Genomic DNA, 25770 nt, shown 5'->3' on the forward strand with positions numbered 1-25770 from the left:
TGCCCGCGCCGGCCGGCTGGAACGGGCGCCGCCGGTGGCGTGCGGCGGATCGCCGCAACCAGGCGTACGAGGACAGCCAGGGGGCCTCGGCGGCCGGGGAACACACCGGACCGAGCCCGTCCGTCGCCCGCCGCGCGTCACCCGTAGCGTCGGCCGGCCGACGGCGGCCCGGCCGCGGCGGCGACGGCGTCGGCGAGGGGGCCGACGTCCGCCGGCGCCATCGCGGACACCGTCAGCCGCACACCCGGCGGCGCGGCCAGCCGGAACCGCGCCCCCGGCGCGACGGCCCAGCCCGCGTGCAGCAGCCGCGCCACCACCCCCGTCTCGTCCGCGACCGGCACCCAGACGTTCAGCCCGCTGCGCCCGTGCGCCTCGATCCCCCGCTCCTCCAGCGCACGTATCAGCGCGTCCCGCCGCTCGCCGTACTCGCGCGAGACGGCCCGTACGTCCACGGCGCCGGCCTGCCACAGCTCGACGACCGCCCGCTGCACCAGCCGGCTCACCCAGCCGGGGCCGAGCCGCTGACGCCCCACCACGCGGTCCACCGTGACCTCGTCCCCGGTCATCATCGCGAGCCGCAGGTCCGGCCCGTACGCCTTCGCGACGGACCGCACGAACACCCACTGGTCGGTCACGCCGGCGAGCGGCCGCACCGGCAGATCGACGATCGCGTGCCCGTGGTCGTCCTCGATGAGCAGCAGCCCGGGGAACATCGTCAGGACGCCGCGCAGTTCCTGGGCGCGTGCCACGCCGACGGACGCGCCGGTCGGGTTCTGGGCCCGGTTGGTGATCACCAGCGCACGGGCTCCGCCGCGCAGCGCCCGTTCGACGTCACCGGGCAGCGGTCCGTTGTCGTCGAGTCCGACCGGGACGGCCGTCAGTCCGAGCGCCGGGACGAGGTCCAGCAGGCCGGCCCATCCCGGGTCCTCGACCGCCACCGCGTCGCCCGGTTTGAGCCGGGCGGCCAGTACGCGCTCGATCGCGTCCAGCGACCCCGACGTGACGACCACGGATCCGCCCGGCACCCCGTCCGCGTCGAACGCCGCCCGCGCGAGCCGGGCGAAGTCGGGGTCGACGGGATCCTGCCCGTACAGCACGGGCCGCTCCGCGTTGTGCCGCACGGCGGCGGCGAACGCGTCGTGCAGCGGCGGCAGCAGCGCCGGGTCGGGATTGCCCTCGCTCAGATCCCGCACCCCGGACGGTACGTCGACCCTGATCGACTCCCGCGCCGTACTGGCCGGCCGGGGACGCACCCGGCTGCCCCGACGGCCCGCGGTCTCGATCACCCCCCGTTCGCGCAACGTCCGGTACGCGGCCGCGACCGTATTCGGATTGACCCCGAGCTCCCCCGCCAACTCGCGCATGGGCGGCAGCGGTTCACCGGGGGCCAGCTCCCCGGAGCCCACCGCGTGCTCCACACTCGCGGCAATTTCCGACGCGCGCCGCCCACTGATCCGATACTCTCGCCCTAGCACAAAACAAAGTATGCACTAGTACAATGGAGAACGCAATGCAGGACACCACCTCGTACGCGCCGTCCGAACGCACCGTCCCGACCCGCTCCCGGGAACGCGCCTCGTACGACCGCGCCCTGGTGCACGCGATACTCGACGAGGGTTACGTGTGCCACCTCGGCTTCGTCCGTGACGGCGCGCCCGTTGTCCTGCCGACGCTCTACGCCCGCGTCGGCGACCGCCTCTACGTACACGGTTCGACGGGCTCCCGACCGCTGCGCATGGCCGGCAAGAGCGACCCCGGCCTCGCCGTCTGCCTGACCGTCACCCACGTGGACGGCCTGGTGCTGGCGCGCTCCGCCTTCCACCACTCGATCAACTACCGCTCCGTGGTGGTCCACGGCATCGCGCACGAGGTGACCGGTGAGGAGGAGCGCCGCACCGCGCTCGACGCCCTGGTCGACCACGTCGTTCCCGGCCGCTCCCACGACTCGCGCCCGGCCAACGCCAAGGAGCTCGCGGCGACCGCCGTGATCCGCCTCGACCTCCAGGAGGTCTCCGCGAAGGTGCGCGCCGGCGGCCCCAACGACGAGCCCGAGGACGCCGCACTTCCCCACTGGACGGGCGTGGTCCCCCTGACCCGCGGCTACGGCGCGCCGATCCCGGCAGCGGACCTGGACCCGGCCGTCGCCCTCCCCGACTACCTCGCCACGCTCTGAGCAGCGCCCGTCGGATTCAGGCGTGGGCGGGAGGGGACGGGCCAACCGGACCCGCCCGCCCGAGCCGCCCGGCGAGCCATGCCAACGCCCGCCCGCCCGAACCGCCCGTCCGAGCCATGCCAACGCCCCCCGGCCCGCCGCTAGCCGACCGCTGCCCCTCTCCGCCGCCCCAGGGCCGCCGTCCGCGCCTCCGCGAGCGCGAGCGCCGTCACGGCCGCGAGCAGCATCAGCGTCCCCGTCACGGTGGCCGCCGCCAGACGCTCACCCAGCAGAACAACCGCGATGACGGCAGCGCTCACCGGTTCGAGGAGCGTGATCACCGACACCGTCGCGGAGCGGACCACGGCCGCCCCGGCGAAGTAGAGCGCGTACGCGAGCGCCGTCGGCACCGCGGCGACGTACACGAGCAGCCACACCACCCGCACCGGCTCGGCGGTGTGCGGCAGCAGTCCTTCGACCGCGGCGAACGGCAGCAGGCACAGCGAGCAGATCGCGAACGCCCACGCCGTAGTGTGGAACGGATCGGCGCCGCCGCCGGCGCGCCCGAGCCGCCGCGTGAGCAGCGTCATCGCCGCGTAGCCGCCCGCCGAGAGCAGCGCGCAACAGACACCCAGGGGCCGCACGGCGCTGCCACCGCCGCCCAGCACCATCACGCCGAGCCCGACGACCGCACCGGCCACGGTGAGGCCCCCGGCACGACCCAGCCGCTCCCCCAGGGTCAGCCGCGCACCCAGCGCGATCAGCACCGGCCCCGAGCCCATGGTGACTGCGGTCCCGACCGCGAGGCCGGTGATCTGGACCGCCGCGAAGTACGCGCTCTGGAAGACGGTGAGCCCGAGGCCGGTGACGACGATCCGCTTCAGCCGCCGGCCGCGCGGCTCGGGAGGCGCGGCGGCGGATGCCCGGCGCCGCCGGAACAGCGCACGCACTCCCATCAGCAGCACCAGCCCTCCGGCGCACCGCCAGAAGGACAGGGCGAGCGGTCCGAGATCGCTGGCGAGGAAGGTGAGGGAGGCAGCTGCTCCCGCGGTGCCCCACGCCGTTCCCGCGACGATCAGACAGACGATCCCACGCCCGGCACTCGGACCGGAGGGCGACGGCCCCGAGGGAGCGGAACCGGCGGAAGCCGGCGCGGCGGACGGTGAAACGGCCGGGGCCTGACCCGAAAGGGGCAGCCCGGAGCCAGTACAGGAAGCTTTCGACACGTGACTTCTCCGCGTGAAGACGGGACAGATGGTGGTCGCTCGACTCCGCACGCGGGCAGCGACGAACCGCTCGGGGACTGCCCGAGCCCGGTCTTCGTCTTCGGCTGGTGCCGCCCGCGTTACGCGGCGGGAGGCGGAAGCACGGTCGAAAGCATGATCAGCACCCTACGGTCCGGTCCGCCCGACGGACAACTCCCCGTCCGACGCAGCAGCCGGCGAGGCGTCCGACGAGGCGTCTGCCGCGGCATCCGGCGCGGTGTCCGGCAAGGCATCCACTCCCCCGGCTCCGACAACGGGCGCCCCGCCCGCCACCGCCCCGCCCGCAGCCTTCGGCGCCGACGACTGGGCGATGAACGCGCCGATCAGCACGACCGCCCCGCCGACGATCTGCGGCGCGGACAGGTGCTCACGCAGCAGCACCCACGCCAGTACGGTCGCGATGACCGCCTCCAGGCAGGCCACCACTCCGGCCACCTGCGGCGACAGCCTGCGCACCGACACGACGCCCGTGACGTACGCGACGACGGTGGCGATCAGCACGATCCAGCCGAGCAGCAGCGCCGCCGGCACGTCCGTTCCGCCCATGTCCGCGTCGCCCGCGAGCAGCGACCACTCCATGCCCCAGGGGCGGGCGACCACGGTGAGCACCGCGGCGCCGACGAGCAGGCCGTACGCGATGACGCCCAGCGGATCGGCGGAGTCCTCGCCGGCGCCGCCCTGGTCGGACAGGACGAAGTAACCGACCTGGCAGCAGGCCGCACCGAGCGCGAACAGCAGGCCCAGCGCGTCGAAGCTCAGCCCCGCCCACACCTCGACGACGCAGGCCAGGCCCCCGACGGCCAGCACCACACCCACCGCGGCGGCGCGCGTCACCGGCCTGCGCTGCACGAACCGGACCCAGCCGAGGACCAGCGCGGGGGCGAGGTACTCGATGAGCAGGGCGACGCCGACCGGTATCCGGGACAGCGAGGCGAAGTAGAACGCCTGCACACCGGCGACCGCGAGCAGACCGAAACCGGCCAGCAGGGCTGGTTTGCGCCGCAGCAGATCACGGTGACGCCAGGCCACGGGGAGCATGACGAGAGCCGCGCCCGTCACCCTCAGCCACACCACGTGCAGCGGGTCGAGCCCGGCTTCGATCAGCGGCTTGGCCGCGACACCTGAACCACCGAATGCGAACGCCGAGGCCAGGGCTAGTCCCAGGCCGGCGCTCCTTCCCTGAGACGCATGCATCGGCACATCATGCCAGCCGCCGTCAGGAGCCTCACCTCTGTTACACCTGTCGAGACGGCTGGTGCAGGCGCCCGGCCAGCAGCTCCGTGTCGACCCCGCCGCGCCGCAGCACTTCGACCGCCCGGCAGCCCGGATCCGACGCCAGTACGGCGAGCAGGTCGAGCCCGCCGGCCCGCCGGTCGCCGCGCGCGGCGGCACGCGTCCGGGCACCTTCCATGGCCGCGGCGGCGGAAGGCGACCAGCCCGCCACGACCGCGCGGCCCGCTGCGAACCCGCCCGCCCGCTCCGGCGTCACCGGCCCGGAGCCGGACGCCTCCACCGCCCCCTGCCAGCGCAGCCCGTACCCGATGCTGCGCTGCACGAGATAGCCGAGCACTCTGGCGACCTGCGCAGGGCCGCCGTCGAACGCCGACCTGACCTCCGGGTCCGCCTCCAGCACCGAATGCAGCAGATGCGCGGTGTCGATCTGCCGGTCGCCGTCCCGCAGCGCCCTCCGGCGCGCACCGGCGACCACCGAGGCGAGCTCTGCGGTGAGCCCTGCTTCGACGTCGGCACGCTGCGGCGCGGGTGGGCGGGGGACCCGCGGAGTGGGGCTTTGCACATCTCCCACCTCATCAGCCGCCGGCGGCCCGGGCATCCGCGCCGGGGAGCATTCGCGCATCCCACCGAAGACGGGCAACCCCTCCCATGCTCTCCTCCTTACGGATGAGACCAGGGATACCGGGACAAGCACGGGACCTGACGGACCATCAGCATTGAATGTTCGTCCCACCCCGGCTACGTTCCGCGCACACAGCCGGGGTCAGCTCGCACAGCCCGCCGGGAGCAGCCGACACGAAGGGGTGGTTCGCATGGCCGAAGCCGGCGCGGAGACACGCATCGCAGCACCGGCCGAGAAGATCTGGGCGCGGCTCACGGACTTCACCTCGTACACCGAGTGGAACGCGACCCACACCGGCTTCCCCGGAGGCGGCCCCGCGGTGCTGGAGGTCTCGGCGACGTACGACGAGAACATGAAGCTCATGGGCTTCCCCGCCGAGGTCGCGTGGACGGTCGAGGAACTGGAACCGGCCCGGTCGCTGGCGATCCGGGGCAGGGGCCCGATGGGCGTCACCCTCGCCATGCGCTACACGCTCGTACCCGACGGGGACGGCACCCGAGTGCGCATCGACTCGCAGTTCACCGGCGCCGCCGTCTCCCTGATGGCGGCGAAGCTCAAGGACTCGGCGGCCGCCGCCCTGACGGAGTCGCTGCACAGGCTCGCCGGCCTGGTCACCTGAGAGCCGTACGCGAGCCGCGATCCCCCACGCACCACGGCGCCCCGCGGACAACCGCGGGACGCCGCCGCCCTTCCGGGCCCTGCCGCATCACCTTCGCCGGCCCGCGTCAGTCCTCTTCGGCGAGGATCAGATAGAGCTTCTTACGGGACTCGTTGATGACGGCCAGAGCCTTCTGCCGCTGCTCGGCGGAGCCGGACTTCCAGACCTGGCCGAACGCCTCCATCAGGCCGAACCCGGCCTGGCGCACCTCGTTCATCGCCTCCCAGTCGACGCCGCGCCCCGCGTCCTCCCACGGGGCCTGCGACGCCACCGCGGCCTCGGCGCGCCCGCTGTCGGTGAGCGTGAACAGCTTCTTGCCGCCCTCGCTCTCACTGACGATCAGCCCCTCGTCCTCCAGCAGCTGGAGCGTGGGGTAGACCGAGCCGGGGCTGGGCCGCCAGGCTCCGCCGCTGCGCTCCCCGATCTCCTGGATCATCTCGTAGCCGTGCATGGGCCGGTCGGCCAGCAGCGCCAGGATCGACGAGCGCACGTCGCCGCGCCGCGCCCTGCCCCTGGGTCCGCCCCTGCCCCGGCCGCCGCCGCCCCACGGCCCGCCGAACGGCGGCCCGAAAGGACCGAAGGCGGCACGCCGCCCCTCGAACTCACCCCGACCGTGACGGCCGGGTCCGCAGTCCGCATGTCCATGTGAACGCATCACCGCGCTCCTTCCTGTCATTGATCTGTCGCGATACTTAAACGATATATCGGGATGGCTCGCTCGGCAAGGATAGCCGCACGCCGAATGGGGCCAGACATGAGGAATTGGCCTTGGCCTGCGGCTTTGCCGTCCCCGTACGTTCTCGTCCATGCGGATTCGTATCGTCGACGCCTTCACCGACCGGCCCTTCGCCGGCAACCCGGCCGGAGTACTGCTCCTGGACTCCGACGCCTTCCCGGACGACACCTGGCTCCAGCAGGTGGCGGCCGAGGTCAACCTCTCGGAGACCGCCTTCGCGCACCCGCTCCCCCCGGGCGGCGACGCGGACTGGGCGCTGCGCTGGTTCACCCCCGAGGCCGAGGTCGCCATGTGCGGCCACGCCACCCTGGCGACGGCCCACGTCCTGCGCTCGGCCGGCGCGGCGACGGGCGCCGTGCGCTTCTCGGCACTCTGCGGAATCCTCACCGCCACTGCACGGGACGACGGTGCCTTCACCCTCGACTTCCCGACCGCGCCGCTCAACCGGGTCCCGGTCCCCGACGGCGTCGCACGGGCGCTGGGCGCCGAAGTCCTCTCGGCCCACGACACGGGCCCGCACGTCGGCGACCTGCTGGTCGAGCTGACCGACGAACGGACCCTCCGCGCCCTCACGCCCGACCACCCCGCGCTGGTGGCCCACTCCAGGCGCGGCGTCATCGCCACGGCCGCCGCCGAGGACCCCTCCGGCGGGTACGACTACGTCTCGCGCTGCTTCTTCCCCCAGATCGGCATCGACGAGGACCCGGTGACCGGCAGCGCGCACACGGCCCTGGCCCCCTTCTGGTCGGCGCGCCTGGGCCGCGACGACCTGACCGGCCTCCAGGCGTCCGCCCGTTCCGGGGTCGTCGCCACCTCACTGCGCGGCGACCGCACCCTCCTGACCGGCAGCGCCGTCACCGTCATCGACGGCGAACTGCTCGTCTGACACCGCGCTCGCCGGCTGCCCGAAGCCGCGAGCGAGCGGAAAGGGGGCGTACGGACCGCCCGTACGCCCCCCGGCACCTCCCGGACTACTTCAGCGTGGGCAGCCAGCCCACCCTGCCCGCCAGCAGCGCGTACCCCACGAACGCCCCCACATCGAGCAGCGTGTGCGCCACGACCAACGGCCCGACCCGGCCCCATCGCCGGTACAGCAGTACGAAGACGGCCCCCATCACCATGTTGCCGACGAAGCCGCCGATCCCCTGATACAGGTGGTACGAGCCGCGCAGCACCGAACTCGCCGCCAGCGAGGCTCTCGGCGACCACCCCAACTGGTCGAGCCTGCGCAGCAGATACCCCACGACGACGACTTCCTCCAGCACGGAGTTCTGCATCGCGGAGAGGATCAGCACCGGGAACTTCCACCACACGGGCGGCAGCGATTCCGGCACGACCGTCAGGTTGAACCCCGTCTCGACGGCGACCAGGTAGAAGGCCAGCCCGGCGCTGCCGATGCCCGCGGCGATCAGTGTGCCCCGCCCCAGGTCCGGCCAGGGACGCGTACGGTCGAACCCGATCGTGCGCAGGCCCGCGCCCTCCCGTACCAACAGGTAGGCGACCAGCGCGACGGGGGCGAGGGCCGTCGTGATGCCGAACAGCTGCCAGACGAGATCCAGCCAAGGCCGCTCGGGCGCTGCCGAGGTGTTGAGATTCGCCGCCTGATCCCTGAGCCCGCCCGGCTTCGTGACGGCGCCTACGAACCTGATCAGCGACGACACCCCGCTCGCGCCGAGCGACAGCGCCAGAACGATCAGTATCTCCACCCGCAGAAGTCGCCGCGTCACGCCCTCGTCAGAGGGAAATTCGGCCACCCGCCCCGCCTCTGCCCGCACACCAGCCTCCAGTTCACCGCTCCCGCATCATCCCCCACCCGCCCCGCCAGGGTCGCGAATGCGGAAACGAAGATCGCGCGACAGGCCGCAGGGGGGCAGCGACGTTCCGGCAGTGCGCCCATCACGGGTTCACGACACGGTACGAACGGCGACCGCACCGCCGTGGGGGATCACAGCTTGCCCCACGAGGACGCGACCGACGGCACCAGGTCCGCCCAGCCGGACCCAGCGCCTCTCGGGCAGCGTCGCGTCACGCTCGCCCCGGGAACCCCACCGCCCACGTGTGCACAGGATCGCCCTGGTGCATCAGCTCGCTGTAGCGGCGGGTGGTGGCGGCCAGCGCCGCCTCGCGCTCCAGACCGGCCTCCAGGGCCCGGTGGTACGTGTCGACCTGCCAGGACGCCCCGTTCACGCGCCGCCTGCACCGCTGCTCGATGACTCCGAGGTAGTAGTCGCGGTCCGCCGGCTCGATGCCCCACGCGTCGAGCCCGGCCGCGGCCAGCGGCAGCAGTTCGTCCCGTACGAGCTTGACGGCCGGCACCCGCGTCGTCCCGCCGGCGCGTCCCGGCCTGGGCCAGATCATCTCCGCGTCGATGCCGAACCTGCACGCGGTGTCGAAGTTCTCCTCCGCGTCCTGGAACGACAGCCGCTTCCACACCGGCCGCGCGTCCTCCGCGAGCGCCCGGACGAGTCCGTAGTAGAAGGCGGCGTTGGCGATCACATCCGTCACGGTCGGCCCGGCGGGCAGCACCCTGTTCTCCACCCGCAGGTGCGGTACGCCGTCGGCCAGCCCGTACACGGGCCGGTTCCAGCGGTAGATCGTCCCGTTGTGCAGGACCAGTTCCTGGAGCCGGGGCACGCCGCCGTCGTCGAGCACCAGGAGCGGGTCCTCGTCGTCGCAGATGGGCAGGAGCGACGGGAAGTACCGCAGGTTCTCCTCGAAGAGCTCGTACGCCGAGTCCACCCACCGCTCCCCGAACCACGTACGGGGCCGTACGCCCTGGCTCTGGAGCTCCGGCGGCCGGGTGTCGGTGGCCTGGAGGAACAGGGGCGGCCGGGACTCGCGCCACAGCTCGCGGCCGAAGAGGAACGGCGAGTTGGCGCCCAGCGCGATCTGCACCCCCGCGACCGCCTGCGCCGCGTTCCACACGTCCGCGAACCGGTCCGGCGTGACCTGGAGGTGCAACTGCACGGACGTACAGGCCGCTTCGGGCGCGATCGACCCGAAAGTGCAGTTCAGGCGCTCCACTCCGGAGATGTCGACCGTGAAGTCCTCGCCGCGGGCGGTGACGATCTGATCGTTGAGCAGCTGGTAGCGGTCGACGTCGGAGAGGTTCGCGGAGACCAGGTCCTGACGTCCGAGCGTCGGAAGAATCCCGATCATCACGATGCCCGCGTCGACCTCCTGGGCTTTCCTGTGCGCGTATCCCAGACCCGTGCGCAGCTCTTCGGCGAGCTGATCGAAAACGCGGCCGCCCAGCCGGTGCGGAACAATGTTCACTTCCAGATTGAACATCCCGAGTTCCGTTTGGAAATCACGGCTGGCGATCCGCTCCAGGACCTCCGCGTTCATCATCTTCGGCATACCGTCGGCGCCGGCGAGATTGAGCTCGATCTCCAGGCCCATGAAGTTCTTGGGACGGTCGAAGCTCTTCTCCGCCAGCAGTCGCCCCAGCCCCTCCAGGCACTGCTGGAGTTTCCTCCGGTACCTCTGCCGGTCCGACAGGTCGAACCCGCCTGCCACGACCTTCTCCCCCATCGAAGCATCCCTCCTCGAGTGGGCGGCTCACAGCATCGGGCACCCGTGTCACGGTCGATGATGCCCAGACGGGCTGATCAGTAACGCCCCGCGGCCATCAATCACCGGGTACCCTGATTCTGGAACTTCACCGGGCACATTCACGCGGCATGCGGCAGTGAGCAGATACCGGCCCGGGCGGCTGGTACAAAAGCCGATGTGTTTCGGCCTACCGCTGGCGCCGGGACTTTCCAGGCCACGGGCCTGACACTGCCGATGAATGGGTAGATTCTCCGCAGTAAAGGGTCCTGATACCGCCTTGCCCGCAATGCCGGCGACGGCTAGCGGAAACATCATGTGAACACGGCTCGTATAAACTCCGCAGACGAGGCAGAGAGTCGGCGCCCGGCCTATCGCCGCACGGCCCCCCTCTGACCCCGGAACGCAGACAGCGCCGTCCGCACCGCCCACGCACACCCACGCATCACCGTGTCTCCAAGTGAGAGGCGACCCACCATGCCGCTGCTTGTTCCCCCGGCTCCCGCGCCCGCCCTGCGCAGCGTCCTCGCGGCACTCGGTTCCCCCACCGCCGTTCGTGAGGCCCGTCCCCCGGCCCTCCGCGCGGCTCAGGGACCGCTCAGCCCCGAGTTCCCGCTTCCCTTCCACGTACTCGACGGAATCATCCCGTCAGGCAGGCCGCCGCGCACCCGGCTGACCGGCTGGCGGTTCCTCATCCGCAGCGGCGACCGCACGGTGGCCGCCGCCGACACGGTGCTCACCGCCGACGGCTGGGCCTTCTCCCATTTCTGCGAAGGCCCGTACCTCGCCTCCAGCCAGCTCGCCCTGCGCCAGGCGGAGGCGCTGACCGGGCGCTACCAGCCGCGCCTGCTGTCCGTACCGGAGCTCTACATGCTCACCCTGTGGCTGCACGACGGCCCGGCGGCCGACGCCGACGAGCCCGAGGCCATGCCGCTGCCGACCGACCTGCTCGTACCCCTCGCGCCCGCACCGCCGGGCATCGCCTCCCACCGGCCGCACCGGGCCGCCGACCTTCTGCCGCTGCTGACCCATCGCCTGACGCCGCCCACCGTTCCGCTGCTGAGCCAGCCCGCCTGACGCCGCCCGCCCCTGCGCGGCGCCGTCCGGCCCGCCCTCCGCCGACGCCCGCTGTGCCCCGTGGCCGCTCCGGTCACGGGGCACAGCGGCGTCCGGGCCCCCGTACCCCCCAACCGGACTAGCCCGTATCGGCCACCCCGAACCACCCGAAGAGGCACCCCGGTTGAGCTGAACCGTCCGCACGAGTGACGCGTCATTAATCAGTAAGGAGAGCTGCCGTGAAATCCCTGCGGAAAGACGCCCGTGGGGCAACACTGGGACCGGACCGACTGATACGGGGGGCGGCCATGAACACCGCATCGAGCCGCAGGACACTCACCACATCGCAGCGAAAGAACCCTTCCATGTGCCAGCACCAGCCACCCTGCCCGACCGCCGACTCCGCCGACCGGGAGGCCGCCCACCTGGTGGCGCACCACCCCGAACAGGGGTGGAGCCTGCTGTGCAACGGAGTCCTCGTCTTCGAGGACACCGGTGAGCTGCTGCCGGACGGGCAGATCATCGCTCCGCACCGTCCGCTCGACGTCGTCAAGGCCGCCTGACCGGCCGGCGATCCGGCTTCACCGGTACGACGAGGGGCCGGCCCGGAGGAATCCTCCGAACCGGCCCCGACCCATGTCCGCGCCCCGTGGCGCGTACGGCGTACGTCAGTTGTCGTACTCGTCCAGCGGCGGGCACGAGCACACGAGGTTGCGGTCACCGAACGCACCGTCGATCCGGCGCACCGGCGGCCAGTACTTGTCCGCGGCCGAGACCCCGGCCGGGAACACCGCCACCTCACGGCTGTACGCGTGCTCCCACTCGCCGCCCAGCGCGGCCGCGGTGTGCGGCGCGTTGCGCAGCGGGTTGTCCTCCGCGGGCCACTCGCCCGACGCGACCTTCTCGATCTCCGCACGAATAGCGATCATCGTGTCGCAGAACCTGTCGATCTCGGTCAGGTCCTCGCTCTCGGTCGGCTCGATCATCAGCGTGCCGGCCACCGGGAACGACATGGTGGGCGCGTGGAAGCCGTAGTCGATCAGGCGCTTGGCGATGTCGTCCACGCTGACGCCGGTCGCCTTCGACAGCGGCCGCAGGTCGACGATCGCCTCGTGCGCCACCAGACCGTTGGGGCCGGTGTAGAGCACCGGGTAGTGCGGCTCCAGGCGCTTGGCGATGTAGTTCGCGGCCAGCACGGCGACCTGTGTGGCCCTCTTGAGCCCTTCCCCGCCCATCAGCCGGACGTACGCCCAGGAGATCGGCAGAATGCCCGCGGAGCCCCACGGAGCGGCCGAAATGGGCCCGACGCCCGTCTCCGGACCGGCAGTCGGCTGGAGCGGGTGGTTCGGCAGGTACGGCGCGAGGTGGGCGCGGACGCCGACCGGGCCGACGCCGGGGCCACCGCCGCCGTGCGGGATGCAGAAGGTCTTGTGCAGGTTGAGGTGCGAGACGTCGCCGCCGAACTTGCCCGGCTTCGCCAGCCCCACCAGCGCGTTGAGGTTGGCGCCGTCGACGTACACCTGGCCGCCGGCCTCGTGCACGGTCGCGCAGATGTCGGCGACGTGCTCCTCGAACACCCCGTGCGTGGACGGGTAGGTGATCATCAGCACCGACAGCTCGTCGCGGTACTGCTCGATCTTGGCGTGCAGGTCCTCGACGTCGACCTCGCCGTCCTCGCGCGTCTTGACGACGACGACCTTCATACCGGCCATGACCGCGCTCGCGGCGTTCGTGCCGTGCGCGGAGGACGGGATCAGGCACACCGTGCGCTGGTCGTCGCCGTTGGCGCGGTGGTACGCCCGTACCGCCAGCAGGCCCGCGAGCTCGCCCTGCGAACCGGCGTTGGGCTGGATCGACACCGCGTCGTAGCCGGTGACCTCGGCGAGGCGCTCCTCCAGCTCGTGGATCAGCGTCAGGTAGCCCTCGGCCTGCTCGACGGGCGCGAAGGGGTGGACGGCGCCGAACTCCGGCCAGGTGACCGGCTCCATCTCGGTGGTCGCGTTCAGCTTCATCGTGCACGAGCCGAGCGGGATCATGCCCCGGTCCAGCGCGTAGTCACGGTCGGCGAGCTTGCGCAGGTAGCGCAGCATCGCGGTCTCGGAGCGGTGCTGGTGGAAGACGGGGTGCGTGAGCACCGCGTCGCTCCGCAGCATTCCCTCGGGCAGCGTGTCGGCCGCCCGCTCGTCGAGCGCCTCGATGTCGGCGTCGACGCCGAAGGCGGCCCAGACGGCGGCGATCTGCGCGCGGCCCGTCGTCTCGTCGCAGGCCATGGAGACGTGGTCGGCGTCGGCCAGGTGCAGGTTGACCCCGCCCTCACGGGCCGCCGCGACGACGTCGGCCGCCCGGCCCGGGACGCGCGCGGTCAGCGTGTCGAAGTACGCGCCGTGCACGATCTCGACGCCGCCGGCGCGCAGCCCTTCCGCGAGAAGCGTCGCGTAGCGGTGCGTGCGGCGCGCGATGCCGCGCAGGCCGTCGGGGCCGTGGTAGACGGCGTACATGCCGGCCATGACCGCGAGCAGGACCTGCGCGGTGCAGATGTTGCTGGTGGCCTTCTCGCGGCGGATGTGCTGCTCGCGGGTCTGGAGCGCCAGCCGGTACGCCTTGTTGCCGTCGGCGTCGACGGAGACGCCGACGAGCCGCCCGGGCAGGCTGCGCGCGAACTTCTCCCGTACGGCCATGAACCCGGCGTGCGGGCCGCCGAAGCCCATCGGCACGCCGAAGCGCTGCGTGGTGCCCACCGCGATGTCCGCGCCGAGCTCGCCGGGCGAGGTCAGCAGGGTCAGCGCCAGCAGGTCGGCGGCGACGGTGACGACGGCCCCGAGCTCGTGCGCCTGCTCGATGACGGGCTTGATGTCCCGCACGGCGCCGGACGCGCCCGGGTACTGGAGCAGCACGCCGAAGACGCCGCGCTCGGCCACGTCGGCCGGAATGCCGCCGGACAGGTCCGCGACGACGACCTCGACGCCGGTCGGCTCGGCGCGCGTCTGGATAACGGCGACCGTCTGCGGCAGCGTGTCGGAGTCGATCAGGAAGACGCCGTTCTTGACCTTGCCGACGCGGCGCGCGAGCGACATCGCCTCGGCCGCGGCCGTGCCCTCGTCGAGCAGCGACGCGCCGGAGGTCGGCAGCCCGGTCAGGTCCGCGACCATGGTCTGGAAGTTCAGCAGCGCCTCCAGGCGGCCCTGCGAGATCTCCGGCTGGTAGGGCGTGTACGCCGTGTACCAGGCCGGGTTCTCCATGACGTTGCGCAGGATCACCGGCGGCGTGAAGGTGCCGTAGTACCCCAGCCCGATCATCGGGGCCAGCACCTGGTTGCGGTCTGCGAGCGTGCGCAGCTCCGCCAGCACCTCGGCCTCGGTGCGCGCGTCCGGCAGCCCGAGCGCCTCGGCGCTCTTGATGACGTCCGGCACCGCGGCCGCGGTCAGCTCGTCCAGCGAGCCGTACCCGACCTGGGCGAGCATCTTGGCCTGAGCCTCGGCATCGGGCCCTATGTGGCGCTGCTCGAAGGGGATGCCACGCTCGAGCTCTGAGAGCGGAATGCGGTTTGCGGTCATCTGCGGAAGGCCTCCTGGTCTGACGCGACCTGCGAGGGGCACCACGGCACGGGTACCCGGACGGCCTCCCCCTCTGTCATCTCAACCTGAGAGCTTCACCGGAAGACCGTACGGACGTCGCTGACGTCGAGGGTCGTTCCGGCTTTCACCGTCGGTGAGGAAGGGATCCGCGACGGGTGCTGTGCCGTCTTCCGGCACGTGCCCGTACGGCGCCCGTCCTGCTTTCCAGAGTGACCTCGTCCGTGCGGTACGGGGGCCTGAGAGATTCCGGGGAGGATTTGCTCCTTCGGCGCCTCCGGCATGTTCACCGGAGACTCTCCCGCACGGGGTCAGCAGCCACTGGCCAGCCTACCAGCGAGGCCCGTCGTGGATCCCTCGAGTGGCCGAGTCCACAGTTGTGCCCTTTCGTAGGCTTTACGGGGCTACGAGCAGTTGCCAGCAGTTGGAGGGACCGTGCAGACCGACATCGATCCGCGCAGCCTGATCGGCCGCAAGGCGTTCGACCGCAACGGCACCAAGATCGGAACGGTGGACGAGGTGTACCTCGACGACGCCACGGGCGTGCCCGAATGGGCGGCCGTACGCACCGGCCTCTTCAGCCGGGACGCCTTCGTTCCACTGGAACCCAGCAAGGTGGTCGACGCCACCCTCCGCGTGCCGTACGACCGCGCCCTGATCAGGGAAGCGCCCGACTTCGGCGTCGGCCGCCACCTCTCCCCGGAGCAGGAGCTCCAGCTCTACCACCACTACGGGCTCGACATCTCCTCACCGGCCACGGACCGGGACTTCGGGCGGCTGGCCGGCGACGACCCCTCCTGATCCCCGGCCGCCCGCACCAGCGGCAGCGGGTCCGACGGAGTCAGCCGCGGATCGTCCACCGTGAAGGTCCGCACCCGCCCCGGCGCCGACGTCGGCTCCTCGAACCGCACCGTCACCCGCCCCACGCCGCTGCCCTGCACCCACCCGGCCCCGTACTCGGTGTGCCGTACATCCTGTCCCGCCAGCCACCGCCGCCGCGGCGGCTCCTCCACGAGGGGCGCCGCCGGCCCTTCGTCGCGAGCCGTCTCGGCCGGTTCCCGCGCCGCGCCCCCCGCTTCGGCCGCCGACTGCGCCGACTCACCCGCGGCCTGTGCGAAGAGGTCCTCCTGGGTGAAGTCGGCGAGCCCGGTGACGCCCACGCCCAGCAGCCGCACCCCGCCGGTGGTGTCCACCGACTCCAGGAGCCTTCCCGCCGCCTCCCGCACCACCGCGGGGTCGTCCGTCGGCCCGCGCAGCGTCTCGGAGCGCGTCAGCGTGGAGAAGTCGTACCTGCGCACCTTGAGCACCACGGTCCTGCCCGAGCGCCCGGCCGCGCGCAGTCGCTCGACGCACCGGTCGGACAGCCGCACCACCTCGTTCCTGACCCGGACCCGGTCGTGCAGGTCGACCTCGAAGGTGTCCTCGACCGACACCGACTTCGCGTCCCGCTCGGCCACCACGGGCCGCTCGTCGTGGCCCACGGCCATCCGGTACAGGGAGACCCCGTGCGCCTTCCCCAGCAGCCGTACGAGCTCGTCCTCGCCCGCCTCCGCCAGGTGGGAGACGGTCGTCATGCCCGCCCGCCGCAGATGCTCACCGGTGGCCGGCCCGACCCCGGGCAGGACCCGCACCGGCATGGGCGCCAGCAGCTCCCGCTCGGTCCCCGGCTCGATGAGCACCAGACCGTCCGGCTTGGCCTGCTCGGAGGCGATCTTGGCGAGCATCTTGGACCCCGCGAGCCCCACGGAACCCGTCAGCCCGGTGACCGCCTTGATGTCCGCGCGCAGCAGCTCTCCCGCCCGGCGGGCCGAGGCCGCGTCGTCGGCCACCCCGCCCGCCTCCAGGTCGACGAAGGCCTCGTCCAGGCTGAGCGGCTCCACGAGCGGCGACAGCCGCCCGAGCAGCTCCATGACCTGCTCGCTCACCGACCGGTACAGGGAGAAGCGCGGCATCAGGTAGGCGGCGTTCGGGCACAGCCGGCGCGCCTGCGCCACGGGCATAGCGGAGTGCACCCCGTACCGTCTGGCCTCGTACGAAGCCGTGGCGACCACCCCGCGGGTGCCGATACCGCCCACGACCACCGGTTTTCCGCGCAGGCTCGGCTTCGACGCCTGCTCCGCGGCGGCGTAGAAGGCATCCATGTCCAGATGCAGGATGGTGGGCGCGGGTCTCACACCACCGATGCTGCCGTACGGCACTGACAATCGGCGGGCGGCGGCGCGGCCACGGGCCGGTCCGCCGGGTCAGCCGGCCTTGTTGCGGCGCCGCGCCAGCTCGTCGGTGGGGTTGTGCCCGACCAGGGTCTCGCCCGTGTCGACCCGCTCGCCGTGCAGCTGGGACAGCGCGCTCTCCACGTCGCGCCAGACCACGCCGACGGCGATGCCGAAGACGCCCTGGCCCCCCTGGAGCAGTTCGACGACCTCGTCGGGCGAGGAGCACTCGTACACCGTCGCCCCGTCGCTCATGAGCGTCATGCGCTCCAGGTCCTGGAAACCGCGGTCGCGCAGGTGCCGGACGGCGGCCCGGATGTTCTGGAGGGCCACACCCGTGTCCAGGAAGCGCTTGACGATCTTGAGGACGACGACGTCGCGGAAGCTGTAGAGGCGCTGCGTGCCGGAACCGTAGGCGGGCCGCACACTCGGCTCCACCAGCCCCGTGCGCGCCCAGTAGTCGAGCTGCCGGTACGTGATCCCGGCCGCCGCACAGGCGGTGGGCCCCCGGTACCCGATGCTCTCCGTGCCGTCGGCGGCCGTCGGCCCGCCCACGGCCGGGGTCGCGCCCTGCCGCCCCGCCAGAGGGTCGACCGCACTGCCGTGAAGCGGATACGGCCCGCCCGCCACCGTACCGTCGCCGCTGCTTCTCACGCCGACCTCCGTCCTTGACCTGCCCTGTCGACGGTAGGCAGTCACCCGGGGTGCGTCAACGATCGCCACACTCGGCACGCCGAGTGATAATCACCCTGAGAGTGGTTTCCCGTGCCTCACTGCGGGGAAAGGCTACTCGAATGCGCGGACAGCCCCTGGCGCGCGGCTCACTGGCTGTTGGTCCCGAAGTCCTCGGGAGAGATCTGGTCGAGGAATTCGCGGAACTTCTCCACCTCGTCCTCCTGCTCGTCGGGAATCGCGATGCCCGCGTCGTCCAGCACCCCGTCACTGCCGTAGATCGGCGTTCCGGTGCGCAGGGCCAGCGCTATGGCGTCGGACGGCCTGGCACTCACTTCCACTCCGCTGGCGAAGACCAGCTCGGCGTAGAAGACCCCTTCCCGCAGGTCGGTGATGCGGACTTCGGTGAGCTCCTGGCCGACCGCTTCCAGAACATCCTTGAAGAGGTCATGGGTCAGCGGCCTGGCAGGGGCCATCCCCTGCTGGGCGAAGGCGATCGCGGTCGCCTCTCCCGGCCCGATCCAGATGGGGAGGTACCGATCGCCTCCCACTTCGCGCAGGAGCACGATCGGCTGGTTCGAGGGCATTTCTACCCGGACACCTACGACGTCGAGCTCGTTCACACAGCAACCCTAGGACGTGCTTGGCAGGTTTGGGTAGTCGGGATCCCCCGAGCTCAGTGCAGCCGCACGCCGAGCGCCGCCTGAATCAGGGCCGAATGGAGCCTGACGGACAGTTCCGCGAGTTCCTTGGCCGTGGCCTCCGCATGGGCTCTGGTCTGCGGATTCCGGTGCCGGCGCAGTGGTGCGACCACCTGTTCGACGAGGGCGGCCTCGCGATCGGCAGCCGCTTTCACCGCGCGCAGATGCCGCGGTTCGAGACCGAACCGTCCGAATTCGGCGACGAGCTTGGCCACCGTGACGACCTCGGCGTCGTAGCCGCCTCCCGGCAGGGGCGACACCAGCCCGTACGACTCCCAGAGCTCGAGTTCCTCCTCGCCGACCTCGGCGGCCGCCAGAAGCTCCTGGCGGCCGATCCTGGCCGCGGTCGGACGGTCCCCACCGCCGTCGGCCGGAACGTCCCCCTGCTCGCCCTGGCCCCCGGCCACCGGCAGCCGCACCTGCTCGCCCCTCTCCAGGGCGTCGAGGTGCTCACGGATGACCTTGAGCGGCAGGTAGTGGTCGCGCTGCATGCGCAGCACCTGGGCCAGCCGCTCGACATGGCCGGGAGTGAACTTGCGGTAGCCGGAAGCGGTCCGCTGCGGCTCGACGAGCCCCTCGGTCTCCAGGAACCGGATCTTGGAGATGGTGACCTCGGGAAACTCGTCACGCAGCAGGTTCAGAACGGTGCCGATGCTCACCAGCCGTTCGCCCGCGGTGGCGGTGCCGCTTCCGGCACCGCCCGTCGGTGTTCGCTGCATGGACCTTCCCGTACGGGTCAGATGGCCCGCTGGCTCGCGTAGAAGACCAGCCGGTACTTACCGATCTGCACCTCGTCACCGTTCGCCAGCGGGACCGAGTCGATCCGCTCGCGGTTGACGTAGGTGCCGTTGAGACTGCCGACATCCGAGACGGTGAAACCGCCGTCCGCACCCCTGCGGAACTCCACGTGGCGACGCGAGACGGTCACGTCGTCGAGGAAGATGTCGCTCTGCGGGTGCCTGCCCGCCGTGGTCAGCTCACCGTCCAGGAGGAAGCGGCTGCCCGAGTTGGGACCGCGTCGCACCACGAGCAGCGCCGCACCCAGCGGAAGGGCGTCGACGGCCGCCTGGGCCTCCGGTGACAGCGAGGGAGCGGCGGTCTGCCCCGTCGCCTCCGCCTCGTACGCCTCGAGCCCCGAGATGGAGATCGTCGACGTCGTCTCGGACGGACGCTCGGCGGCCGCACCGGCCCGCAGCGGCGCTCCGCAGTTGGAGCAGAAACGGCTGGCCTCGGCATTGCGGTGCCCGCACCTCGTACAAACCGGCAAGGCCGACATGGACGGATCCTCCTGCCGCGGCTGCCCCTGCGGGGCATGGGCTGATTCCCCGAAACCTATGCGGCCGGGACCGGCCGGGTCAACAGACGACGCGCCCGGTCCGCCCGAAATGTCACCGCCGGGACCGGCGACCTCGTCACGGAAGAGCGGGCGCTCGCCACCCTGCTCCTCCACCTCTCCACCACGCGGCGCGCGGTGACGGGCAGTGCCGTTCGCACCGTCCTCGCGTGCGCTCTTGCCGAACAACTTCGCAAACAACTTCACGGGCGATTCCCCTTGACTGAAACAGACCCGCCCGTGGGGCAGGACGAACCCTGAATGAACACACCTGCCGAACCGGACATCTTCACAACGTCCGTATCCACCAAACAGTTTCCACCACGCACCACAGCTTCTGTGCGTCGACCCCCCGCAACCTCATGCCCTTGTCCCCGCGCCCCCATGCGCCCCTGCCTCACGGCGACGACGACTGAGCGTAGTCAGGCTGCTTCGCCGGTCGCAAGGCGTCCACGACGATCTTCTGCGAGCGCGTCACGGTGACGACGGCCCGCTCCTCCTCCAGCGTCTGGACAACGCCGCCGGGGATGTTGAGCGCGGGCTCCAAGTCCTGCGGCTTGCCGATCACCTCGAAGCGGTAGGGAGCGGAAACCTTCTTCCCGTCCACCTGCACACCGCTTCCGCCGTCGAGGAAGTACGTGTCCGCGACGACCCTGACGTCGTTGATCTGGATCGCCTCGGCACCCGCCGCCCGCAGCTCCTGAATGGCGTCCAGGAGCATGTCCGCCTCCACCGTGGAGTGCGGATCCGTGATCGTCAACGTGATTCCGGGGCCCTGCGCCGCCACCGTTCCGGCCAGCACGCCCAGCTGACGCTCCTTCTCCAGCGTCTGCTTGCGCGCCTCTTCCGCCTGGTCCGAACTGTTCTCCAGCTCGGTCTTCTGGTCGTCGAGCTTCTGCTTCTCGTCCTCGAGCCGCTGCGTACGGTCGTCCAGCTCGTCCAGGATGCGGACGAGGTCCTCCTGCCGCGCTCCCCGCAGGGCGCTGTCGTCGCTGTTCGACCGGACCTGGATGGCGAGCCCGAGGCCGAGCACGAACAGCAGCAGGGCCACGATCAGCTGCGCCCGCGTCACCCGCGGCGGCCACAGTCCGGCGAGAAGTCTCTGACGCCCCGTCGCCGGCCGCTGCGCGACCGCCTCCTGAGCCGCGGGTGCCGCTTCTTCCTCGTCGCGCCGAGGGCTGTCTTCTGTACTCATCCGCCTCACGCCCGGAACACGTGACGGCGAATCGCCGCCGCGTTGGAGAAGATACGGATGCCGAACACCACGACCACGCCCGTGGACAGCTGCGCGCCGACGCCCAACTTGTCGCCCAGGAACACGATCAGGGCCGCCACCACGACGTTGGACAGGAAGGAGACCACGAAGACCTTGTCGACGAAGATGCCGTCGAGCATGGCCCGCAAGCCGCCGAAGACCGCGTCGAGCGCCGCCACGACGGCGATCGGCAGATACGGTTCGACCACCGCCGGCACCTCGGGCCGGACCAACAGTCCGACCACGACTCCCACGACGAGGCCCAGTACGGCGATCACGATGTGCCCTTCCCTGTGTTGGCCGCGGCCTTCCCTGCACCCGCGACCAGCGGCTCTGCTGTACGTACGATCAGGCTCGGTGCGGCGGGAAGCCGGACCTGCTCCTGAGCGGAAATGCTGGTCCTGATGCCGTAGCTCTCCTGGAGTACGTGCAGGTACTGGCCGTCGGCGCTGTCCTGGAAAGCCGTACTCAGGCGCTGCCCGTCCCCCACCGCCAGCACGGTGTACGGCGGCACCAGCGGCCGGTTGTCGACCAGTATGGCGTCGCCGGCCGCCCGGATCGCCGAGAGGGAGGTCAGCCGCTGACCGTTGATGGCCACCGCTTCCGCGCCCGAGGACCACAGACCGTTGACGACGCGCTGCATGTCCCGGTCCCGCAGCCGGCCGGTGTCGGAGAAGCTGGTGCCCTCCCGCGGCCCGCCGCCGCCCTCCTCGGTGTCCTTCGCGTCGTCGACGACGAGCTTCACACCGCGGCCCTGCACCGCCGTCGCACCGGACAGCAGCGCCACCAGGCCGCCCTGGTCACCACCGTGTTCCCGCAGCGCCCTGCGCTGCCGCTCCCCCACCTCGACGCGGAGCCGGTCGACGTTCCGCTCCAGGTCGTCCGCGGCGGACGTCTCCGCCTCCACCCGGTCGATGAGCTCTTCCCGCTCCTTGGCGATCACCGGCGCCTCTATGCGCGCCTGCGCCGCACCCACCGTGACAACGAGGGCGGCCAGCACCAGGCCGGCCGCCAGTCCCAGCTTCGCGCGCAGCGTGCGGGGCATGCCCGCGCTGCCGTCGGCCTGTCTGCGCGCAGTCGCCTCGGCGTACCCGTCGTCGAGGCTGTGGTCCATCACATTGGTCAGCAGCGACATGGACGCGTCGGGGCGCCGGGGTGGCGGAGACGTACTCCGATCAGGGGACTGCTGCGACATGCCGCACATCGTCGCACGCCACGGCGGCTACCGCCGAATGGCCCCACCGGTGTGCCGGACGGCGTCGTCCCACGCCGTCCGGCACACCGCTCGGACGTCAGCGGCCCGCGCTGTCCACGACCGCCGACCACTCGTCGAGGAGCGCCTGGGCCGAGTCGTCGTCGGGTCCTTCCGCCCACAGATGGGTGACGGCCTCCGCCGGGTCGGGCAGCACCATGACCCACCGACCGTCCGCCTCCACCACCCGCACGCCGTCGGTGGTGTCGACGAACCTGTCCCCGGCCGCCTCGACCACGCGACGCATCACGAGTCCCTTCACGGCCCACGGCGTGGCCAGATCCCGCTTGAGGACATGGGCTCGCGGTATCCGCGCGTCGATCTGGCTCAGCGTGAGCTGCGTCCTGGCCACCAGCCCGATCAGCCGCACGAAGGCCGCGGCGCCGTCGAAGACGCTGCTGAACTCGGGGATGATGAAGCCGCCGCGCCCGTCGCCACCGAAGATGGTCGACTCCTCGCGGCCGACCCGGGTCAGGTCGTCGGGCGAGGTGGTCGTCCACTCCACCTGCGTACCGTGGTACGCCGCGACCTGCTCCGCGATCCTGGTCGTCGTCACCGGCAGCGCGACCCGGCCGCTGCGCCGTTCGGCCGCCACCAGGTCGAGCATCACCAGCAGCGCCCGGTCGTCCTCGATGATCCGTCCGCGCTCGTCCACGAGGGACAGCCGCTCGCCCACCGGGTCGAACCGCACACCGAAGGCAGCCCGCGCCGACGCGACGATCTCACCGAGTCGTACGAGACCGGACCGCCGGGAGTCGATCGTCTCCGTGGGCCTGGACTCGTCGAGACCCGGGTTGATGGTCAGCGCGTCGACCCCGAGGCGTCCCAGGAGGCTGGGCAGCACGAGCCCGGCGCTTCCGTTGGACGCGTCGACGACGACCTTGAGCCCGGCGTCCGCGATACCCGAGACGTCCAGATTCCGCAGCAGAGACCCCGTGTAGGAGTCGAACACGCTCGCCGGGAAGTGCAGGTCGCCGATCTCGCCGGGGAAGGCCCGCCGGTACTCCTGGCGCGCGAACACCCGGTCCAGCTTGCGCTGCCCCGCCTGCGAGAGGTCGGCGCCGCGTTCGTCGAAGAACATGATGTCGACGGAGTCCGGAACACCGGGTGTCGTACGGATCATGATGCCGCCGGCGCTGCCCCGCGCCGTCTGCTGACGCGCGACGGGCAGCGGCACGTTCTCCAGGTCGCGTACGTCGATGGCGCTCGCCTGCAGCGCGGAGATGACGGCCCGCTTCAGCGCACGCGCACCACGGGAGTGGTCGCGCGCGGTGGTGACCGTCGCCCCCTTCTTGAGCGTGGTGGCATAGGCGCCCGCGAGGCGCACCGCCAGCTCGGGAGTGATCTCGACGTTCAGGATCCCGGAGACGCCCCGCGCACCGAAGAGGTGCGCCTGGCCCCGGGACTCCCAGATCACCGAGGTGTTGACGAAGGCACCCGCCTCGACGGTCTTGAACGGGTAGACCCGCACATTGCCCTGAACAATCGATTCCTCACCCACGAGGCACTCGTCGCCGATGACAGCGCCGTCCTCGATCCGCGCGGCCCGCATGATGTCGGTGTTCTTGCCGATCACACAGCCGCGCAGGTTGCTGTGCTGGCCGATGTAGACGTTGTCGTGCACGACGGCCCGGTGCAGGAACGCGCCGCTCTTCACGACGACGTTGGACCCGACCACGGTGTGTTCCCGCAGCTCTACGCCGGCCTCGACCTTGGCGTAGTCACCGATGTAGAGGGGCCCGCGCAGTACGGCGTCGGGGTGCACCTCGGCGCCTTCCGCGACCCACACGCCCGGAGAGATCTCGAACCCGTCGAGGTCGACGTCGACCTTGCCCTCGAGCACGTCGGCCTGAGCCTTGACGTAGCTCTCGTGCGTGCCGACGTCCTCCCAGTAGCCCTCGGCGATGTAGCCGTAGATCGGCTTGCCTTCCTTCATCAGCTGAGGGAAGACGTCACCGGACCAGTCGACGGACACGTCCGCTTCCACATACTCGAACACCTCGGGCTCCATCACATAGATGCCCGTGTTCACGGTGTCGGAGAAGACCTGCCCCCAGGTGGGCTTCTCCAGGAACCGCTCGACCTTTCCCGCCTCGTCCACAATCGTGATGCCGAATTCCAGGGGGTTCGGCACACGGGTCAGGCACACCGTGACGAGTGCGCCCTTCTCCTTGTGGAATCTGATCAGATCAGTGAGGTCGAAGTCGGTGAGGGCATCGCCGGAGATGACGAGGAAGGCATCGTCCTTCAGCGCTTCCTCGGCGTTCTTCACGCTGCCCGCGGTGCCGAGTGGCTTCTCCTCATTGGCATAGGTGAGCTCCATTCCGAGCTCCTCGCCGTCACCGAAGTAGTTCTTGACGAGCGAGGCCAGGAACTGCACGGTTACGACGGTTTCACTGAGCCCATGCCGCTTGAGCAGCCGCAGCACGTGCTCCATGATCGGCCGGTTGGCGACCGGCAGGAGCGGCTTGGGCATGCTCGAGGTCATGGGGCGAAGGCGTGTGCCCTCGCCACCAGCCATCACGACGGCCTTCATGTCGGGAAAGTCCTCCTCGAAGAGACGACGGTCTAGCCGACTTCACCCGTGCGGGACTGCCGCGAGAGGCATCGTGCGCACCAATCCGGGGCTGGAACAGCCAGCACCGGCATCGACAGGCTCAATCGGCCGCGGTCTCCGCCTTGACCAGCCGGCGGACCTGGACCACGTAAAGGATTCCTGCCCACCAATACAGAGTTGTACCCCATCCGGCGAACGCCCATCCGAAAATAGCAGCCAGTGACGGCAACCAGCCGTTTCCGTCACTGAGAAGCAGCAACGGGAAGGCGTACATCAGGTTGAACGTGGCGGCCTTCCCGAGGAAGTTCACCTGCGGCGGCGGATAGCCGTGCTTACGGAGGATGCCCACCATCACCAGCAGCATCAGCTCACGGGCCAAAAGGGCGGCAGTGAGCCAGAGGGGCAGGATCTCGCGCCAGGTGAGGCCGAGCAGCGTGGAAAGGATGTACAGCCGGTCGGCAGCCGGGTCGAGCAGTCGCCCCAGCTTGCTGATCTGATTCCAGCGGCGGGCGAGCTTTCCGTCGAGATAGTCGCTGATGCCACTAAGCATCAGCACCAGCAATGCCCAGCCGTCGCTCTTGGGCCCACCGAACACGGGCAGGAGAATCAGCCACAGAAACAAGGGCACGCCTGCGAGGCGAGCCATGCTGAGGATGTTCGGGATGGTGAGCACCCGGTCCGTCTGAACGCGGGTCTCCTGGACCTCCACCCGGGGGCCTCCTGTGGGGAACGTGCCGATGATGCGCCCCCGACCCTACCCTCAGCGACCGCCACCGGGCACACAGGGGTCCCGAGCGGTGCCTGAACGCAGAAAAGCCCCGCACCATGAATGGTGCGGGGCTTTCCCACAATGATTGTTCGGCGGCGTCCTACTCTCCCACAGGGTCCCCCCTGCAGTACCATCGGCGCTGAAAGGCTTAGCTTCCGGGTTCGGAATGTAACCG

General features: G+C 71.0%; 24 protein-coding genes, 1 rRNA gene and 1 riboswitch. Of the genes, 6 read left to right on the forward strand and 19 right to left on the reverse strand.

Annotated elements, in window-relative coordinates; translation table 11 throughout:
* Positions 1–137: 137 nt before the first annotated feature.
* Positions 138–1475, reverse strand: a complete 1338-nt coding sequence (locus ACWGH0_RS12305; protein WP_453404101.1) for an aminotransferase class I/II-fold pyridoxal phosphate-dependent enzyme — start codon at positions 1473–1475, stop codon at positions 138–140.
* A gap of 35 nt (positions 1476–1510) precedes the next feature.
* Between ACWGH0_RS12305 and ACWGH0_RS12310 the strand changes: the two genes are divergently transcribed.
* Positions 1511–2173 (forward strand): pyridoxamine 5'-phosphate oxidase family protein, encoded by a 663-nt coding sequence (locus tag ACWGH0_RS12310; protein WP_453404102.1) that lies wholly within the window; start codon positions 1511–1513, stop codon positions 2171–2173.
* 140 nt (positions 2174–2313) lie between these two features.
* Here the strand turns inward: ACWGH0_RS12310 and ACWGH0_RS12315 are convergent, their stop codons facing one another.
* The 3 genes from ACWGH0_RS12315 to ACWGH0_RS12325 form a co-directional block, all read right to left on the reverse strand.
* On the reverse strand, positions 2314–3240 hold the full coding sequence (locus tag ACWGH0_RS12315; RefSeq protein WP_453404128.1) for a DMT family transporter: 927 nt from the start codon (positions 3238–3240) through the stop codon (positions 2314–2316).
* Positions 3241–3543: 303 nt separating this feature from the next.
* Positions 3544–4611 (reverse strand): EamA family transporter, encoded by a 1068-nt coding sequence (locus ACWGH0_RS12320; protein WP_453404103.1) that lies wholly within the window; start codon positions 4609–4611, stop codon positions 3544–3546.
* Between the two features lie 40 nt (positions 4612–4651).
* Positions 4652–5212, reverse strand: a complete 561-nt coding sequence (locus ACWGH0_RS12325; protein WP_453404104.1) for a Clp protease N-terminal domain-containing protein — start codon at positions 5210–5212, stop codon at positions 4652–4654.
* A 250-nt stretch (positions 5213–5462) separates the two neighbouring features.
* Here ACWGH0_RS12325 and ACWGH0_RS12330 point away from each other — a divergent pair, with 250 nt between their 5' ends.
* Positions 5463–5891, forward strand: a complete 429-nt coding sequence (locus tag ACWGH0_RS12330; protein ID WP_453404105.1) for a type II toxin-antitoxin system Rv0910 family toxin — start codon at positions 5463–5465, stop codon at positions 5889–5891.
* 106 nt (positions 5892–5997) lie between these two features.
* Here the strand turns inward: ACWGH0_RS12330 and ACWGH0_RS12335 are convergent, their stop codons facing one another.
* Complete coding sequence (locus ACWGH0_RS12335) at positions 5998–6585, reverse strand: PadR family transcriptional regulator (RefSeq protein WP_453404106.1); 588 nt, start codon at positions 6583–6585, stop codon at positions 5998–6000.
* A 151-nt stretch (positions 6586–6736) separates the two neighbouring features.
* Between ACWGH0_RS12335 and ACWGH0_RS12340 the strand changes: the two genes are divergently transcribed.
* A complete protein-coding gene (locus tag ACWGH0_RS12340; RefSeq protein ID WP_453404107.1) occupies positions 6737–7552 on the forward strand; it encodes a PhzF family phenazine biosynthesis protein in 816 nt (271 codons plus the stop codon).
* An 85-nt stretch (positions 7553–7637) separates the two neighbouring features.
* Here ACWGH0_RS12340 and ACWGH0_RS12345 read toward each other — a convergent pair whose 3' ends face one another.
* Together ACWGH0_RS12345 and ACWGH0_RS12350 are read right to left on the reverse strand one after the other, a co-directional pair.
* On the reverse strand, positions 7638–8441 hold the full coding sequence (locus tag ACWGH0_RS12345) for a CPBP family intramembrane glutamic endopeptidase (RefSeq protein ID WP_453404108.1): 804 nt from the start codon (positions 8439–8441) through the stop codon (positions 7638–7640).
* 250 nt (positions 8442–8691) lie between these two features.
* Complete coding sequence (locus ACWGH0_RS12350; protein ID WP_453404109.1) at positions 8692–10200, reverse strand: glutamate-cysteine ligase family protein; 1509 nt, start codon at positions 10198–10200, stop codon at positions 8692–8694.
* A gap of 495 nt (positions 10201–10695) precedes the next feature.
* Between ACWGH0_RS12350 and ACWGH0_RS12355 the strand changes: the two genes are divergently transcribed.
* Positions 10696–11295, forward strand: a complete 600-nt coding sequence (locus ACWGH0_RS12355) for a hypothetical protein (protein ID WP_453404110.1) — start codon at positions 10696–10698, stop codon at positions 11293–11295.
* 344 nt (positions 11296–11639) lie between these two features.
* Complete coding sequence (locus ACWGH0_RS12360) at positions 11640–11837, forward strand: DUF5999 family protein (protein WP_453404111.1); 198 nt, start codon at positions 11640–11642, stop codon at positions 11835–11837.
* A gap of 105 nt (positions 11838–11942) precedes the next feature.
* On the opposite strand, the gene gcvP is transcribed toward ACWGH0_RS12360, so the two are convergent.
* Positions 11943–14828 (reverse strand): aminomethyl-transferring glycine dehydrogenase, encoded by a 2886-nt coding sequence (gcvP, locus tag ACWGH0_RS12365; protein ID WP_453404112.1) that lies wholly within the window; start codon positions 14826–14828, stop codon positions 11943–11945.
* A 235-nt stretch (positions 14829–15063) separates the two neighbouring features.
* Positions 15064–15160: riboswitch (glycine riboswitch) on the reverse strand.
* Between the two features lie 121 nt (positions 15161–15281).
* On the opposite strand from gcvP, the gene ACWGH0_RS12370 reads away from it, so the two are divergent.
* Positions 15282–15647: a PRC-barrel domain-containing protein gene (locus ACWGH0_RS12370; protein WP_453404113.1), complete on the forward strand. Its 366-nt coding sequence runs from the start codon at positions 15282–15284 to the stop codon at positions 15645–15647.
* Here the strand turns inward: ACWGH0_RS12370 and ACWGH0_RS12375 are convergent.
* From ACWGH0_RS12375 to rrf, 11 genes are all read right to left on the reverse strand, one after another.
* Positions 15575–17020, reverse strand: a complete 1446-nt coding sequence (locus ACWGH0_RS12375; RefSeq protein WP_453404114.1) for a DNA polymerase IV — start codon at positions 17018–17020, stop codon at positions 15575–15577. The genes ACWGH0_RS12370 and ACWGH0_RS12375 overlap by 73 nt on opposite strands.
* Before the next feature lie 69 nt (positions 17021–17089).
* The gene (locus ACWGH0_RS12380) at positions 17090–17710 is read right to left on the reverse strand and encodes a MerR family transcriptional regulator (RefSeq protein WP_453404115.1); all 621 of its coding nucleotides are present in this window, start codon (positions 17708–17710) and stop codon (positions 17090–17092) included.
* Positions 17711–17877: 167 nt separating this feature from the next.
* Positions 17878–18351 carry a bifunctional nuclease family protein gene (locus tag ACWGH0_RS12385; RefSeq protein ID WP_006123076.1) on the reverse strand — a complete coding sequence of 158 codons (474 nt, stop codon included), beginning with the start codon at positions 18349–18351 and terminating at the stop codon, positions 17878–17880.
* Positions 18352–18404: 53 nt separating this feature from the next.
* Positions 18405–19148, reverse strand: a complete 744-nt coding sequence (gene ftsR / locus ACWGH0_RS12390; RefSeq protein ID WP_453404116.1) for a transcriptional regulator FtsR — start codon at positions 19146–19148, stop codon at positions 18405–18407.
* A 17-nt stretch (positions 19149–19165) separates the two neighbouring features.
* Complete coding sequence (locus tag ACWGH0_RS12395) at positions 19166–20077, reverse strand: FHA domain-containing protein (RefSeq protein WP_453404129.1); 912 nt, start codon at positions 20075–20077, stop codon at positions 19166–19168.
* An 82-nt stretch (positions 20078–20159) separates the two neighbouring features.
* A complete protein-coding gene (locus tag ACWGH0_RS12400) occupies positions 20160–20957 on the reverse strand; it encodes a DUF881 domain-containing protein (RefSeq protein WP_453404117.1) in 798 nt (265 codons plus the stop codon).
* Positions 20958–20962: 5 nt separating this feature from the next.
* Complete coding sequence (locus ACWGH0_RS12405) at positions 20963–21295, reverse strand: small basic family protein (protein ID WP_023543062.1); 333 nt, start codon at positions 21293–21295, stop codon at positions 20963–20965.
* Positions 21292–22212 (reverse strand): DUF881 domain-containing protein, encoded by a 921-nt coding sequence (locus tag ACWGH0_RS12410; protein ID WP_453404118.1) that lies wholly within the window; start codon positions 22210–22212, stop codon positions 21292–21294. Before ACWGH0_RS12410 ends, ACWGH0_RS12405 begins: the two co-directional genes overlap by 4 nt.
* 97 nt (positions 22213–22309) lie before the next feature.
* Entirely contained in the window at positions 22310–24805 is a 2496-nt protein-coding gene (locus ACWGH0_RS12415; protein WP_453404119.1) for a sugar phosphate nucleotidyltransferase, read from the reverse strand.
* 121 nt (positions 24806–24926) lie between these two features.
* On the reverse strand, positions 24927–25535 hold the full coding sequence (locus ACWGH0_RS12420) for a CDP-alcohol phosphatidyltransferase family protein (protein WP_028815120.1): 609 nt from the start codon (positions 25533–25535) through the stop codon (positions 24927–24929).
* A 147-nt stretch (positions 25536–25682) separates the two neighbouring features.
* A 5S ribosomal RNA gene (rrf, locus tag ACWGH0_RS12425) occupies positions 25683–25770 on the reverse strand; the annotation flags it as partial.

This window comes from Streptomyces sp. NPDC054887 (assembly GCF_053610585.1).